13 protein-coding genes are annotated in these 14,667 nt (G+C 65.5%); 1 reads left to right on the forward strand and 12 read right to left on the reverse strand.

Going from position 1 to position 14,667, the window contains the following annotated elements:
- Positions 1-211: 211 nt before the first annotated feature.
- Positions 212-3,016 (reverse strand): EAL domain-containing protein, encoded by a 2,805-nt coding sequence (locus tag IPM60_13750; GenBank protein MBK8908920.1) that lies wholly within the window; start codon positions 3,014-3,016, stop codon positions 212-214.
- A gap of 131 nt (positions 3,017-3,147) precedes the next feature.
- Between IPM60_13750 and IPM60_13755 the strand changes: the two genes are divergently transcribed.
- Entirely contained in the window at positions 3,148-3,375 is a 228-nt protein-coding gene (locus tag IPM60_13755; GenBank protein ID MBK8908921.1) for a hypothetical protein, read from the forward strand.
- Positions 3,376-3,400: 25 nt separating this feature from the next.
- Here the strand turns inward: IPM60_13755 and IPM60_13760 are convergent, their stop codons facing one another.
- From IPM60_13760 to IPM60_13810, 11 genes are all read right to left on the reverse strand, one after another.
- Positions 3,401-5,350 carry a tetratricopeptide repeat protein gene (locus IPM60_13760; GenBank protein MBK8908922.1) on the reverse strand — a complete coding sequence of 650 codons (1,950 nt, stop codon included), beginning with the start codon at positions 5,348-5,350 and terminating at the stop codon, positions 3,401-3,403.
- Between the two features lie 32 nt (positions 5,351-5,382).
- The gene (locus tag IPM60_13765; GenBank protein MBK8908923.1) at positions 5,383-5,820 is read right to left on the reverse strand and encodes a hypothetical protein; all 438 of its coding nucleotides are present in this window, start codon (positions 5,818-5,820) and stop codon (positions 5,383-5,385) included.
- Between the two features lie 401 nt (positions 5,821-6,221).
- Positions 6,222-7,091 (reverse strand): NAD(P)-dependent oxidoreductase, encoded by an 870-nt coding sequence (locus tag IPM60_13770; protein ID MBK8908924.1) that lies wholly within the window; start codon positions 7,089-7,091, stop codon positions 6,222-6,224.
- A gap of 42 nt (positions 7,092-7,133) precedes the next feature.
- Positions 7,134-7,988 (reverse strand): inositol monophosphatase, encoded by an 855-nt coding sequence (locus tag IPM60_13775; protein ID MBK8908925.1) that lies wholly within the window; start codon positions 7,986-7,988, stop codon positions 7,134-7,136.
- 92 nt (positions 7,989-8,080) lie between these two features.
- Complete coding sequence (locus IPM60_13780) at positions 8,081-8,350, reverse strand: hypothetical protein (GenBank protein MBK8908926.1); 270 nt, start codon at positions 8,348-8,350, stop codon at positions 8,081-8,083.
- Positions 8,351-8,382: 32 nt separating this feature from the next.
- Positions 8,383-9,708: a GTPase HflX gene (hflX, locus tag IPM60_13785; protein MBK8908927.1), complete on the reverse strand. Its 1,326-nt coding sequence runs from the start codon at positions 9,706-9,708 to the stop codon at positions 8,383-8,385.
- Between the two features lie 53 nt (positions 9,709-9,761).
- Positions 9,762-10,016, reverse strand: coding sequence for an RNA chaperone Hfq (hfq, locus tag IPM60_13790; GenBank protein ID MBK8908928.1), 255 nt, complete (start codon positions 10,014-10,016; stop codon positions 9,762-9,764).
- A 144-nt stretch (positions 10,017-10,160) separates the two neighbouring features.
- Positions 10,161-10,829 (reverse strand): HAD family hydrolase, encoded by a 669-nt coding sequence (locus tag IPM60_13795; protein ID MBK8908929.1) that lies wholly within the window; start codon positions 10,827-10,829, stop codon positions 10,161-10,163.
- A complete protein-coding gene (locus IPM60_13800; GenBank protein MBK8908930.1) occupies positions 10,826-11,689 on the reverse strand; it encodes a D-amino-acid transaminase in 864 nt (287 codons plus the stop codon). The genes IPM60_13795 and IPM60_13800 overlap by 4 nt, the downstream gene beginning before the upstream one ends.
- Before the next feature lie 122 nt (positions 11,690-11,811).
- On the reverse strand, positions 11,812-13,188 hold the full coding sequence (gene trkA / locus IPM60_13805) for a Trk system potassium transporter TrkA (GenBank protein MBK8908931.1): 1,377 nt from the start codon (positions 13,186-13,188) through the stop codon (positions 11,812-11,814).
- 51 nt (positions 13,189-13,239) lie between these two features.
- On the reverse strand, positions 13,240-14,667 hold the full coding sequence (locus IPM60_13810; GenBank protein ID MBK8908932.1) for a sigma-54-dependent Fis family transcriptional regulator: 1,428 nt from the start codon (positions 14,665-14,667) through the stop codon (positions 13,240-13,242).

Raw genomic sequence — 14,667 nt, forward strand, 5'->3', positions numbered from 1 at the left:
GCCCTGTCCTCTTCTCCGGAGTCCTCGTCTCCCAAGTCCGGTTCGGCATGAAGGGTCCCGGACTGGTCCGTGAGACCCGCACATTTGTGGCAACGGAGGCTCGCCTCGTGTTTTCACGGCGTCAGAGGCAAGCCGGTCGCCGCCGCGGGCAAGGCGAAGCGTCCACCGCGGCCAGCGGTGCGGCCCGTAACCGGGACGTGTCGGTCCTTGATCAGGATGGTACTGCTTCAACAGCAGGCGCGGCCGCGCGGCCAAAGCCCCAGGGAGAGTCCCGAAGCCAACATTGCAGTTGGTCCGCCGGAAGCGGTCGGCTGAACAGATAGCCTTGGCCGATGTCACAGCCGAGCGCCTGCAGCATTTGCACGTGCTCCCGTGTTTCGACACCTTCGGCGACCACCTTGAGCCCCAGGTTGTGAGCAAGATCGACGGTCGAACGCACGATCGTGGCATCGCCCTGGTCTTCGTGCATGTTCATGACGAACCCCTTGTCGATCTTCAACTCGTCCAATGGCAGGCGCTTCAGGTATGAAAGCGATGAATAGCCGGTGCCGAAGTCGTCGATCGAAAGCCGGACCCCGACGTCGCGAAGACCGTTGATGATGCGAAGCCGGTCTTCCGGATCATCCATCAAGAAGCTCTCGGTGATTTCCAGGGTCAGTCGACGCGCGTCCAGGCGCCCCGTTCGAATGCTGTCGGCGACCATCTGTGGCAGGGCATCATCCTGCAACACGCGAGGCGAGAAGTTGACCGCGAGGTCGAGCGCAAACCCTGCTTGCTGCAACGCGGACATCTCTCTCATTGCCGTCGCCAGCACCCACTCCGTGATCGGTCCAATCAGGCCGCTTACCTCTGCGTGTGGGATGAACTCGTCGGGCGGGATGGAGCCGTGCGTCGGATGCCGCCAGCGCGACAACACTTCCACGCCGCGAACGCGCTGCGTTTTCAGGTCGATCTTCGGCTGATAGACCAACGAAAGTTGCCCGTTATGGATCGCCCGGCGAAGTTCGCCGGTCAGCGTCAGGTTCCGGATGGTGTTCGCGTCTTGCTGGGCATCGTACACGGCGCTCCCGAGCTGTCGCCGCTTGGCCATGAACATGGCAACGTCCGCACACTGAAGGAGGCGCGCCGGCTCGGTGGCATGATCCGGAAACAAGGCGACACCGATGCTGACCCCGACTTCGAGCGAAAGGTCGGAAAGCTGGAACGGAGCCTTGAATGACTCCTGTATTCTGTTGCACACGGCCAGGGTGCCGGGCATGTCCATCACCGCCGGCAACAAGATGGCGAACTCGTTACTTCCCAGCCGCGCCACCGTGTCCGCCCGCCGGAGCGGCGCACACAATCGCTTCCCGACCTCGCAAAGAAGCTCATCACCCACATCGTGTCCCAGCGTGTCATTGATCGTCTTGAACCGGTTCAGATCCAACAAGAGCAATGACAGAGGTTTCCCGTCTCTGACGGCGGCATCCATCGCAAGGCGGAGGCGATCCATCAACAAGGTCCGGTTGGGAAGTCCGGTCAAGCCGTCGTGAAGGGCCTGGTGCCTGATCTGCGCCTCGTATGCCTTTCGCTTCGTGATGTCGCGCACCAGAACGACCCAGAACTGCTCTTCCCCCGCCCGCATCTCGCTGGTTGCCAATTCCACCGGGAAGGTCGTCCCGTCCGGCCGCCTCGCGCGAAACTCATGCACACCCACCTGCAACTCCGGAATATCGAGGTGAGACCGATCCTGCCCGACAAGATCCGGGATGAGCCGTCCGACACGGAGGTTCGTAAGCTCGTGGCCGGGAACCCCGAAGATCGCCGTTGCGGCAGGATTGGCCATCTCCATCGAGCCGTCGCGACGAATGATCAGAATGCCGTCGAAGGTGTTGTCGACGATGGTCTGCATCATGGCGCTCGTGCGCCGCAGCTGCAGCCCTTGGAAGAGGATGCGAACGGCTTGCTGGTCGATGCGTTTGATCAGCTCGATCGGAAACAGAAGCGCCAGAAATGCGATGGTCGGCATGACTTCCGGGATCAACGGTGCGGCCAACTGCAGCACGCTCGCCGCGGCGATGACGAGAAAGACGGCAGCGGCCGTGAAGAGCGCCGTGAAAGCCCAGGAGCGTCTTGCCAAATGCTGGCCGAAGCGGAGGGCAATGACTCCGATCGCGAGGGTCAACGGCAGGCCGCTGACGAACTGGAGCGTCCGTCCCTGCGTCAACGACTGATAGGCAAGGCTGTGAATGAAGACGCCGCTTATGGAACCGTGAACAGGGACTGGAAGTTGATCGCCCATCTCGATGGCGGTCGCCCCGACGATGATACGCTTGCCCCGAACCCGCTCCGCATCGAACCGCCCTGCCAGCACATCCGAATACGACAGCACCGGCATCGAAAGAGGATCGAAGGCGTAGTCGATGTAGAACCACGGCGGCGCTGAAGAATCTGCGCCGGCGAGGCTGGCGGAGATCGTCGGCAATCTTTCTCCGCGCCAGGTGTCGGAGGTCGGCATCTGTCGAATCACGCCGTCGTCATCGGGATAGACATTGGCGCTCGCCAGGTTGACGTAAGGCCTGAACGAGGCCAGCGGCTCCGTATGGACGAGTTCGACCCCGTCGCCCGTGCGGACGAGCTGCTTGTGGACGGTCAGGGTGACGCGTCCACTGGCTGAACGGAATGCTTCCTCCAGGATCTCGTCATCCCCGGGTGCTGAAGACGAGCTGAAATCGATGTCGAAAGCGATCTGTTCGGCGCCTGCAGCCAGGAGCTGTTCGATGATCTCGGCGTGGTAGCGGCGCGGCCATGGCCACACGTCCAACTCGCGCAGACTCTGCGGATCGATTGCGACGACGACGAGATCCCGATCGGCCGGTTGCGCAAACAACTTGAAGCGCAGGTCGATGAGCTCGCGCTCGACAAAATCTGACCAGCCCGTGACCGAAATGGCGATGGCAGCAACCAGCGCCAGAACGTGTAGCGCGCGCCAGGACAGGAGCGACCGGGTTTGGCGTGGTTCCGATAATGTTTGCACCGCCAATCGATCCCCTGCTCCGCTTTCCGGCATGTCATCTCGCGCCGGACGGCCGGGCGACCGGTCACCGGGAGTGTCTGCGATCTCGGTTTCTGTTGTATGAACCCCATCGGGCGCGGCGGCGCGGCCGCATGAAGGGGAAAGGGCTGGGCGCCTTCCTGCTCATGGATGCCCTGAACCGCATCCTGCTCGCGACGCAAACACTCGCGGTCCACGCGGTGATTGTCGATGCGAAAGACGATGCCGCCGCCGCGTTCCATCGCAAGTACGGGCTAATCCCGTTCGCGGGTGCGGGCCGGCGGCTGTTCCTGCCGATGGCGACGATCCGAGGGCCGGCGGAAGGGATGCATGGCGGATGACGCAACGAGGGGGGAGGCAGGCGCTTCATCCGCCACGATCGAGACTCTCTACTCCGGCTATGATTCCGTCGATTTCGCGGATACGCTCGTCGAAGTGCAGTCGATATTGCTCCTGACCCGTCTGCATCAAAAAATCGAAAACGGCGTTCACGAGGCGTCGCCCCTCCTTCACTCTTTCGACGTCTTTGTCGTGCTCTCCGAGAATGACGAGCGCATTGCCCAGGTTGTTCTGGGTCATCGCCCAGTCCTGCGGAAGCTGCTCGCGGGTTCTGACCTCGAGCGCGGCGCGGTACGCCGTCACCGCCTCCGCCAGAAGCGCCGCACCCTCCGCGCCCCCGGTCCGCGTGCCCTGCTCGGCAAGCGCGATGCCCAGGTTGTTCTGGGTCATCGCCCAGTCCTGCGGAAGCTGCTCGCGGGTTCTGACCTCAAGCGCGGCGCGGTACGCCGTCACCGCCTCCGCCAGAAGCGCCGCACCCTCCGCGCCCCCGGTCCGCGTGCCCTGCTCGGCAAGCGCGGCGCCCAGGTTGTTCTGGGTCATCGCCCACTGCTGCGGAAGCTGCTCGCGGGTTCTGACCTCGAGCGCGGCGCGGTACGCCGTCACCGCCTCCGCCAGAAGCGCCGCACCCTCCGCGCCCCCGGTCCGCGTGCCCTGGTTCCGAAGCGCGATGCCCAGGTTGTTCTGGGTCATCGCCCAGTCCTGCGGAAGCTGCTCGCGGGTGTAGACCTCGAGCGCGGCGCGGTACGCCGTCACCGCATCCGCCAGAAGCGCCGCACCCTCCGCGCCACCGGTCCGCGTGCCCTGCTCGGCAAGCGCGATGCCCAGGTTGTTCTGGGTCATCGCCCAGTCCTGCGGAAGCTGCTCGCGGGTTCTGACCTCGAGCGCGGCGCGGTACGCCGTCACCGCCTCCGCCAGAAGCGCCGCACCGTCCCCGCCCCCGGTCCGCGTGCCCTGGTTCCGGAGCGCGGCGCCCAGGTTGTTCTGGGTCATCGCCCAGTCCTGCGGAAGCTGTTCGCGGGTTCTGACCTCGAGCGCGGCGCGGTACGCCGTCACCGCCTCCGCCAAAAGCGCCGCACCCTCCCCGCCCCCGGTCCGCGTGCCCTGCTCGGCAAGCGCGGCGCCCAGGTTGTTCTGGGTCGCGGCCCACTGCTGCGGAAGATGTTCGCGGGTTCTGACCTCGAGCGCGGCGCGGTACCCGCCCCTGGTCCGCGTGCCCTGCTCGGCAAGCGCGATGCCCAGGTTGTTCTGGGTCATCGCCCAGTCCTGCGGAAGCTGCTCGCGGGACACCTCGCTGAGGGCTCGTCGTAAAATCGCGATCGAGTCTTGCAGGGCCGTTCCGTCTTTCTCGACTCCATGGCGTCGGAGCGCCCCGGCACACCGGTTGAGGTAATTCACCCGCGCCACACGAAGTGACGCTCCGATCACTTCGCTTGCTTTCTCGAAATGTTCGGCAGCCTGAAGGTAGCCTCGTTGCGCCAGCGCCAGTTCGCCGCGTTCAGCAAGGATCTCCGCGGCACTGTGGCGGCGGCGGCTGGCGGCGTCGCGGGCCTGACGTTCCAGTTCCTCAGCCTGATGGATCGCACCGAGTTCGAGCGCTTCTGCCTCTGCGAGAAACTGGTCGGCCCGATCATAATCGCCGCGGCCAATGGCCGACCGAGCCGCAAGCACGCGCTCGCGCGCCGCTTCATCCTCTGGATTCAGGACAGCCAGTCGCTGCAACAGCGCCTTGTGCCGTTCGGCAATATCGGCCAATGCGTCCAGGAGCTTGCCGGAAGGAACGTCTTCGGTGCCGAGAATCCGGAAGAAGTTTCGTGTCGCACTCTGCGTGGTGCCGAGATCGCGGCTGATCTCGGCAAGTTTCTCCACGAGGGGCCCTTCCTCGCTCCACCACGCACGAACAAGAGCGGCGATCTCCGCTTCGCTCAGCCCCCGTTTGATAATGATGTCCCGGACTTGCGAGTCTTTGATCCGCAGCATCGCAGAATCGGAAGCAGGTTCGCTGCCTGTTTCTACTTCCGCTCGGGTTTTCCCGGCGGCTGCCCTCCAGCCGAGACGTCTTCTGCTTCGATGTCGCCCTCGAATTTCGATCTCTTGATCGAGATCCCGGTTCCACTGGATGTGATGCGCTTCAGGCGAACGTTAACCGCCTCGACATCTTCCAGGGAGATGCCCGTCGCTGAACCCACGGAACCGCTTTCCTTCAGCGCTTCAACAAGGTGTTCCGCCAAACGGGCCAGTTCAGGGTCGTCCGCTTTGTTGGCCCCATCAAGCTCTTCCGCGACGATTCCCTTGCGAGCCGCGGAGTTCGGGTTCTCCTCCAGTTTCTCGACATCCCCCGATGAAACCACATGCGCCACCGCTTTCCTGAGCGCCAGATACGCATCCTTTCCCGCTTCACTCAGTGCGCCCTTTGCCAAGGCAGCGGCGCCAAGACTGAAGGCTGCCACGATTGCGCTCACATCCGTCCCCCTGTTACCCACCACAGCGCGTGAAAGAAACAGTATAAGCTGAACGAGTCATCAGCGGCATATTTTCGGCGGCGCGGAGAACCTCGGAAAGACGTGGCGCACGTCATCCAGGTCTGGAAAAAAAACTGGCCGTGCTCATAATCTTATGGCGCTGGCTGCAACGCGTCCGGGTGGTCGGCGAACGCTGCGGCACGGCGGGACTGCCGCCGGGAAAAGGCCATTTATTTCAAAAGCTTATCGGCGGCGTTGCATACATCGGAGTACATCCGCATACATTTCGGGCGCGGATTCGGACACAAAACGCGCAATATCAGTACGTTAGCGTCGTTCTGTGTGGCCGGATTCGCGCGCAACCGGGCCGGAATGGAGGCGAACCGCAATTACCGCAGGCGGCGGATGAGGCTCGACGTATCCCAGCGGCCGCCGCCCCGGTTCTGGATGTCCGCGTAGAACTGGTCGACCAGCGCCGCGACCGGCAGGAGCGCCCCGTTGGCGCGGGCCTCCTCCAGGCAGATGGCGAGGTCCTTCCGCATCCAGTTGACCGCAAAGCCGAAGTCGAAGGTGTCGTCGATCATGGTGCGGGCGCGGTTGTCCATCTGCCATGATTGCGCCGCGCCCTTGGAGATGACGTCGACCACCTTGTGGGCGTCGAGACCGGCGCGATCGGCGAACGCCAGCGCTTCGCTCAGGCCCTGCACCAGGCCGGCGATGGCGATCTGGTTGACCATCTTGGTGAGCTGGCCGCTGCCGGCAGGGCCCATCAGGGTCACCGCCCGCGCATAGGTGTCGATGACCGGCCGGGCGCGGGCGAAGTGGTCCTCGTGCCCGCCGACCATGACTGTCAACTGGCCGTTCTCCGCGCCGGCCTGGCCGCCCGACACCGGCGCATCCAGGAACCCGGCGCCGGCCTCGTCGGCGGCCTCGGCCAGTTCACGCGCAACCTTGGCGGAAGCGGTGGTGTGGTCGATCAGTATCGCGCCCGCGGAGACCCCGGCCAGGGCGCCGGTCTCTCCCAGCACGACGCTGCGGAGATCGTCGTCGTTGCCGACGCAGACGAACACCAGGTCCTGGTCGCGGGCGGCCGCGGCCGGCGTCTCCGCCGCTCTGCCGCCATGCTGTCCCACCCAATCATCGGCGCGCGACCGGGTGCGATTGTAGACCGTGACCTGATGTCCGGCGCCGGCCAGATGGCCGGCCATCGGATAGCCCATCACGCCGAGGCCGATGAACGCCGTTCGCAGATTGGACATGCCGCATCTCCCTTCGCTGCACTGGTTCCGCTCCGGTTCCCCTCAAGGGACACCGACTTGCGCCGCCTCGGCAAGCACGTCATGCAGCGCCGCCCAGCTTGCCGGGTCCGGCGCCATCAACAGTGTGTGGGGGACGATCCCGTCGCCGGCCCGGTAGGGCGCCCCCGTCTGCACGAGGCGGCTGACGCCGCCCGCCTCGGCATGGATCAGCACGCCGGCGGCATGATCCCACGGTTTGAGGCGCGTGTATTGGGCGAAATCGAGGATGCCCTGCCCCAGGTCCATGTAGTCGCGGCCGGTGCTGCCGCTGCGGACGGTGCGGAGCGGCGCCCTCCCCTTGAAACGCTCGCGGTGCGTCTTGAGGCGCTTGGCGAGGCGGTAGCCGACGGTTCCCGTCATCCCGGTCACCGCCTGGGTCGCGGCAGCGCGAACCGCCGCCGTCGCGCCGCCATTGTCGCGCCAGGCGCCGCCGCCGCGCACCGCCCAGACGACGCTTCCGCCGAGGGGGTCGAGAATCCAGCCGGCCAGCGTCTCGCCGCCGACGCAGTACGCGACGATGGTGGCGAAGCACGGCTTGCCGTGCGCGAAGTTGTTGGTGCCGTCGACGGGGTCGAGCAGCCACACGGGGGCGTCGCCGGCGAGCGCGCCGAGCCGCGCCGGTTCGGCCTCGACCCCCTCCTCCCCCACCACGGCGCTGCCGGGCGCAAGGTCGGTCAGCCGCTCCGTCAGGCGCTGTTCCGCCGCCAGGTCGGCCGTGGTCACCAGATCTGAGGGATGGCTCTTGGCGGAGATGTCGTCAGCGGCGAGCCGCCCGAATCGCGGGAGGATCTCGATCGCCGCGACCTCGCGCATGATGCGGATGACGCTGTCGCTATCGGGGACGATGTCCGGAGGCATGCATCACGTTGTGGCGGAAAGAGCGCTTCGCACAAACAAAAAAACGAAGACACGCGCCACGCCGCCCGTGTCATGGGTTCGATGTCATGGGTTCAGGGAGCGTAGAGATCGCGGTCGCGGTGATAGCTGACCGCGAAGTCCTCCAGCATCCGCGCCGCTTCCGGGCTGTAGGCGGCGCGCTGCATGAGTCCACGGGCGACGAAGCACGCGAACGCCACCGCTTCGCCTTTGCCGCGCAGGCGGTAGGCCCGCGCCAGTTCGTCAAGCGTGTCATGGGCATTGCGCCGCGCCATGACATTGAGCTGGCTTTTCAACAGGCGGTTCTTGTCGCGCCAGCGCTTCTGGGAGCGTGTTGTCGTCATGGCGCCTATTCTACTAGTAGAATAGGCGCTTGTCACCGCGGGCGATCGGGGCGGTCACCTTGCTGCTGCCATTGCGCGAAGCGCGCGGCGTTGGCGGGCCACATGCGCACCTTGAGTCGCACGGTCGCTTCTGCCTCGGTGCGCTCGAACACGTCGCCGTGGTCGTACAGCCACGCCAGTGCGGCGCCATCCTGATGGGGCAGAGTCACGTCGACCACGGTCATCGCCGCCGCAAGATGCTGATCGAGCATTTGGCAGAGACGCTCGCAGCCCTCGCCGGTCTTCGCCGACACGAGGACCGTCGGCCCGTCGCTGCGCTCCACCTGGTTCGCCAGCAGCGCCCGCTCCTCATTCGGCAGCAGGTCGATCTTGTTGAGCACTTCGACGTGCCCGGCGTCCAGCGCCTCCGACAGCCCGATCTGAGCAAGCACGCCAATCACATCCGCCTTCTGCTGCTCCCGATCCGGGTGCACGGCATCGCGAACGTGAACGACGATGTCGGCCTCCATAACTTCCTCGAGAGTGGCATGGAACGCCTCCACCAGTTCGTGCGGAAGGTCGGAAATGAACCCTACGGTGTCGGAAACGATGATCTTGTGCCCGGAAGGAAGGCGCAGTGCGCGCATGGTCGGATCGAGGGTGGCGAACAACTGGTCCTCGGCGGCGACCTCGGCCGCCGTCAGCCGGTTGAACAGGGTCGACTTGCCGGCGTTGGTGTAGCCGACGAGGGCGACGATCGGATAGGGCACCCGCCGCCTCGCGGTGCGGTGCAGGCCGCGGGTGCGCTTCACGTCCTTCAACTCGCGGCGCAGCCGGGCGATCCGCTCGCCGATCAGCCGCCGGTCGGCCTCCAACTGGGATTCGCCGGGGCCGCCGAGGAAGCCGAAGCCGCCGCGCTGGCGTTCCAGATGGGTCCAACTGCGAACCAGCCGGCTGCGCTGATAGGTGAGCGCTGCGAGTTCGACCTGCAACCGGCCTTCGGAGGTCCGCGCCCGCGCTCCGAAGATTTCCAGGATCAGGCCGGTGCGGTCGATGACCTTGCACTTCCAGGCCCGTTCCAGATTGCGCTGCTGAACCGGCGTCAGCGCGCCGTCGACGAGGGCGACCATCGGCGTTGCGCCGGCGCCGTCTGCGTCTGCGTGATCCGCCGCTGCGCGAATCGCCTCGCCGATACGCTCGACGTTACCCGCGCCGAACAGCGTCGCAGGACGTCCGCGAGCAACGTTCACCACCTCCGCATGGTCGATTCTGAGCCCGACCGCCTTGGCGAGGCCGACCGCCTCCAGCAAGCGCGCCTCCGGCGAACGCGCACCCTCCTCGTCGCGCCGCGGACGGTGCGGGTGCAGCACGAAGCACAGCGTCGTCTGCCGGTCCGCCCCGCCGTCCGCTGCGGAGACCGCGGATACGGTGCTCAACCTTCCGCAGCCGCTTCCTTGTCAGGCTCGAAAAGCTGCACCTGCACGGACGGCATCACGGTGGAGATCGCATGCTTGTAAACGAGCTGCGTGTGGCCGTCGCGCCGCAGAAGAAGCGAGAACTGATCGAACCACGTGACGATGCCCTGCAGTTTGACGCCGTTGACGAGAAAAACCGTCACCGGCGTCTTGTTCTTGCGGATGTGATTGAGGAAGACATCCTGTACATTCTGCGATTTCTCAGCAGCCATTTTTTTCTTTCCCCTTGATTATTGGCGGCTCTGCTTCCCCTGCCCCGCAAGCCGGTGTTACAGTGGCGCGCCGGCCACGACGAACAGTCTGACTCCGTGCGTGGAGTACCTCCCCCCCGACTGGGTCACACTGGTCTCGCAAGCTTATAGGCTTCTCAGCAACTTTAAAAGCGATAAGCAGTCACTGACGTGCGCCGCCGGCGGATGCGCCGCGAACTCCTCCGGCCCCGGCGCCTCGCGGCGCACCAGGATCGGCGTACATCCCGTGTTGCGCGCGCATTCCATGTCGATGTCGGCATCCCCCACGAACCACACCGACGCCGCGCATCCTGCGCTGCCGGCCAAAGCCATGGCTACCGGCTCGACGGCGGGCTTGTCGCGCGGCGCGTCGAAGGCGCCGACGATGCGGCCGAAGAAGCGGGAAAAATTCAGATGGTCGGCTTCGGCGCGAAGATAATCGCCCTGCTTGTTGCTGACCACACAGAGATAGATCCCTTCGGCGCGAAGCCCTTCGAGCAGCGCTTCGGCGCCCGACAGCGGCGACAGGTTGTCCATGTGCCGCGCCCGGAAGCGGGCGTAGAACACCTCGCCCGCCTCGCGCCAGCGGTCCCCGAACAGCTGGGGAAAGGTGTCGCGCATCGAGCCGCGCACGCGCTTCCGCGTCTCCTCCAAGGTCCATGTGGGCATGCCATAGTGGGCGAGGACGTAGTTCTGGGCGTCATGGATGGCGGCCCAGCTGTCAATCAGCGTGTTGTCCCAGTCGAACACGATGGCTTCCGGGCGCGTCAGTCGAGGTGGAGCTTGGGCGCTCATGCGTCGTCGGCTACGCCCAGATGACGCAGATATGCCTGAAGCAGACGATCCGTCACCGGCCCGATCCTGCCATCGCCGATCACGTGGTCGTCGATGCGGACCACCGGCTTGCACGTCGATGTGGTGCTGGTGAGGAAGGCTTCGGCGGCGGCGCGCGCCTCATCGACGGAGAAGGCGCGCTCGACCAGCGTGAGACGCCGGTCCGCTACGATCTCCAGAACGACGCGGCGGGTCACGCCGGCGAGGATCGACATGTCCGCCTGGCGGGTCACCACCTCCCTGTCGTTGGTCACGATCCAGGCGTTGGAGGCGGTGCCCTCCGTCACGCGCCCATCCCCATCCACCAGCCACGCCTCCTCGGCGCTGGCCTCGACAGCCTGTTGCCGGGCGAGCACGTTCGGCAGCAGCCCCGTCGATTTGATGTCGACCCGCCGCCAGCGCTGGTCCGGGAGGGTGACCACGGCGACGCCTCGTCGCAACGCCGCCACGTCGAGCGGCGGCAGCGTGCGCGCCGTCACCACTAGCGACGGAACGACTCCGGTCGGAAAGCGGTGATCACGGAGAGCGACCCCGCGGGTCACCTGCAGATAAAGCGAGCCTCGCTCGCGGATACGGTTGAGCGCCACGACCCGCCGCAGCACGATCTCGAGGGCACGCCGCGACACAGGCCACGCCATGCGGACCGCCGCCAGGGAACGATCGAGACGGTCAAGGTGCGCCCCTTCGTCGATCAGACAGCCGTCGAAGATGGCCATCACCTCGTAGACGCCGTCGGCGAACTGGTAGCCGCGATCCTCCACGTGCACCCCAGCCCGGGCGTGCGCCACGTAGCGTCCATTGACGTAGGCAATGCGGCTCATGAGGCGGGTTGTTTCCCTAGTGCAGCAATGGCGAATTCAAGGAATGCACCGCTGCACGTAACCTTCTGATCTCTCGTGCACACCATGCCACATCAACTGAATCATTCGAATGGGTCCGTTCTCTAGAAATACTCCAGGCGGACCGAGAACAGCTTTTCGACGCGCCGCACGTTTTCCGGCGGCGCGAAAAGAACCACCCGATCCTTGGCGGCGATGACCGTGTCGCCGCGCGGCGAGATCGCCCGGCCGTCGCGGACGATGGCGCCGAGCATGACCCCGTCCGGCAGATTGGTCTCGCGCAAGGGTACGCCGACCAGGCCGGACGTTTCCAGCGCTTCGGCCTCGATCAGCTCGCCGAAGCCCTCCCGCAGCGTGTGCACCGAATGGATGCGCCCGCGGCGCACGTGCTGCAGGATGGTGGAGACGGTAATGTTGCGGGGGCTGACGACCACATCGATTCCGAGACTGCCGATCAGCGGCTCGAAGGTTCCCCGGTTGAGCAGCGTGATGGCGCGCTTGGCGCCGTAGCGTTTGGCGAGCATCGCCGACAGGATGTTGGTTTCGTCATCGTCGGTGAGCGCGACCACGGTGTCGGTGTCGACGACGTCGGCCTCCTCGAGAATTTCGGTATCGAGCACGTCGCCGTGCAGCACCACTGTGCGGCCGAGCATGCTGGCCACCACCGCCGCCCGCTCGGCGTTGGCCTCGATGATCTTGGCGCGGACCCATGGGTACTCCCGCTCGATTTCCTGCGCCAGCAATAGGGCGATGTTGCCGCCGCCCAGCATCATCAGGCGGCGGACCTGTGGCTCGTCGTGACCGAACGCCGTCATCGCCCGCTCGACCTGATCCGTCTGGACGACGAAGTAGACGTCGTCGCCGGCCGCCATGACATCTTCGCCTGAAACGTGCACCGGCTTGTCGTCGTGAATAAGCCCGACGACCACCATGTTGAGCTCCGGAAACAGCTGCGCCAACTGCTTGATGGGCGTGTTCAGCACCGGACAGTTGTCCTCGCAGCGCACCCCCAACAGCCGCACCTTGTCATTGACCAGCGGGATCATCTCGAAGGCGCCCGGCACTTTGAGCCGCCGGCTGATTGCGCGCGCCACTTCGATTTCCGGCGAGATGATGACGTCGATCGGCAGATGCTCGCGTGAGAACAGGGGCGCCCACGCCGGATCCAGGTAGCTCTGGTGGCGGATGCGGGCGATCTTGGTGGGCACGCGGAACAAGGAATGCGCCACCTGACAGGCCACCATGTTGATCTCGTCGGTCAGGGTGACGGCGATGATCATGTCGGCGTCGTCGGCGCCGGCGCGCTTGAGATCGTCTGGCCGGGAGCCATGACCGACGACTCCTTGGGCATCCAGGTTGTCGTTGACCCGGCGCACCAACTCCGGCGACTGGTCGATGACCGTCACGGCGTTGTTCTCGAGGGCGAGGTGACGGGCAATCGTGAACCCGACCTGACCAGCGCCGCAGATGATGATGTTCATGGCGAACGAAGTCCGAAGGGCATAGACAACAGTATCGTGGAGCGCCGCACGTCAGGCGCCCGGCCCACGCACTTTTTCGTCCGTCTGGATGCCGAGGGATTTCAGCTTGCGGTGCAGCGCCGAACGTTCCATCCCGACGAATGCCGCGGTTCGCGAGATATTGCCGCCAAAGCGGGTCACCTGCGCAAGAAGGTACTCCCGCTCGAAGATCTCGCGGGCGTCCCGGAGCGGCAGGCCCATGATCTCGCGGTTCCCCTCCGGGTGGCGAGCGGCGGCGAAATGCTCGCCCAGTTCCGACGGCAACATGTCCGCGCGAATGGGATCGTCGGCGTTGCCCGGCGCCATGATCAGGAGTCTCTCGATGACGTTGCGCAGTTCGCGGACGTTGCCGGGCCATTCGTGCGATTGCAGCGCCGCCATGGCATCGTCGCTGATCGGCCGCGGGCGATCGCCGCTCGCTTCCGCGGCCCGCTCCATGAAATGCAGCGCCAACAGCGGGATGTCCTCGCGCCGCTCGCGGAGCGCCGGCGCCCGGACAGGCACGACGTTCAGGCGGTAAAACAGGTCCTCTCGGAACCGGCCGGCACGAATCTCCTCCGTCAGTTCGCGCGTGGTGGCGGCGATCAGGCGCACATCGACCTGCACCCGGGTGCGTCCGCCGACCCGTTCGAACACCTGTTCCTGCAGCACCCGGACGATCTTGCCTTGGGTCTCCAGCGGCATGTCCGCCACTTCGTCCAGAAACAGCGTGCCGTTGTGGGCGGCCTCGAAGGTGCCGATCTTGCGCGGTTCGCCGGCGCCGTCCATCTGCGCTTCGACGCCAAAAAGCTCGACCTCGACCCGATCCGGCGCCATGGCGGCACAGTTGAGCACGACGAACGAACCTGCCGATCGCTGCGAGCGAAGATGCAGCATCCGCGCAATGACCTCCTTGCCGGATCCGGCCGGGCCGGTGATCAACACCCGGCTGTTGGTCGGCGCCACCCGGTCGATCACCTGGCGTAGCTGGCCCATGACCTGTGACCGGCCGATCAAGTCCGTCGTCGCTCCGGCCCGCAACCGCAGCTCCGCGTTTTCCCGCTTGAGGCGGGCCGCCTCGATGGCCCGCTGGATCGCGAGGATCAGGCGGTCGGCCTTGAACGGCTTCTCGATGAAGTCGTAGGCGCCGAGTTTGATTGCCTGCACCGCCGTCTCGACGGTGCCATGGCCGCTCATGATCACCACCGGAACCGTCGGGTGGCTCTGCTGGAGAAGGCCGAGCAGGCCAATGCCGTCGAGCCGGCTGCCTTGAAGCCAGATGTCCAACAGGACGAGGCTCGGCAGCCGCGCCTCGATGGCGGCGAGTGCTGCGTCGCTGTCGTGGGCGTCACGCGCGTCGTAGCCCTCGTCGTCGAGTATGCCGGCAACCAGCGCACAGATGTCGGCTTCGTCATCGACGATGAGGATGTCTTCACTCTTGTAGCGTTTGTTCTTGCTCAT

The sequence above is a fragment of the Rhodospirillales bacterium genome (assembly GCA_016710335.1).
Classification (GTDB): domain Bacteria; phylum Pseudomonadota; class Alphaproteobacteria; order Rhodospirillales; family Defluviicoccaceae; genus JADJXQ01.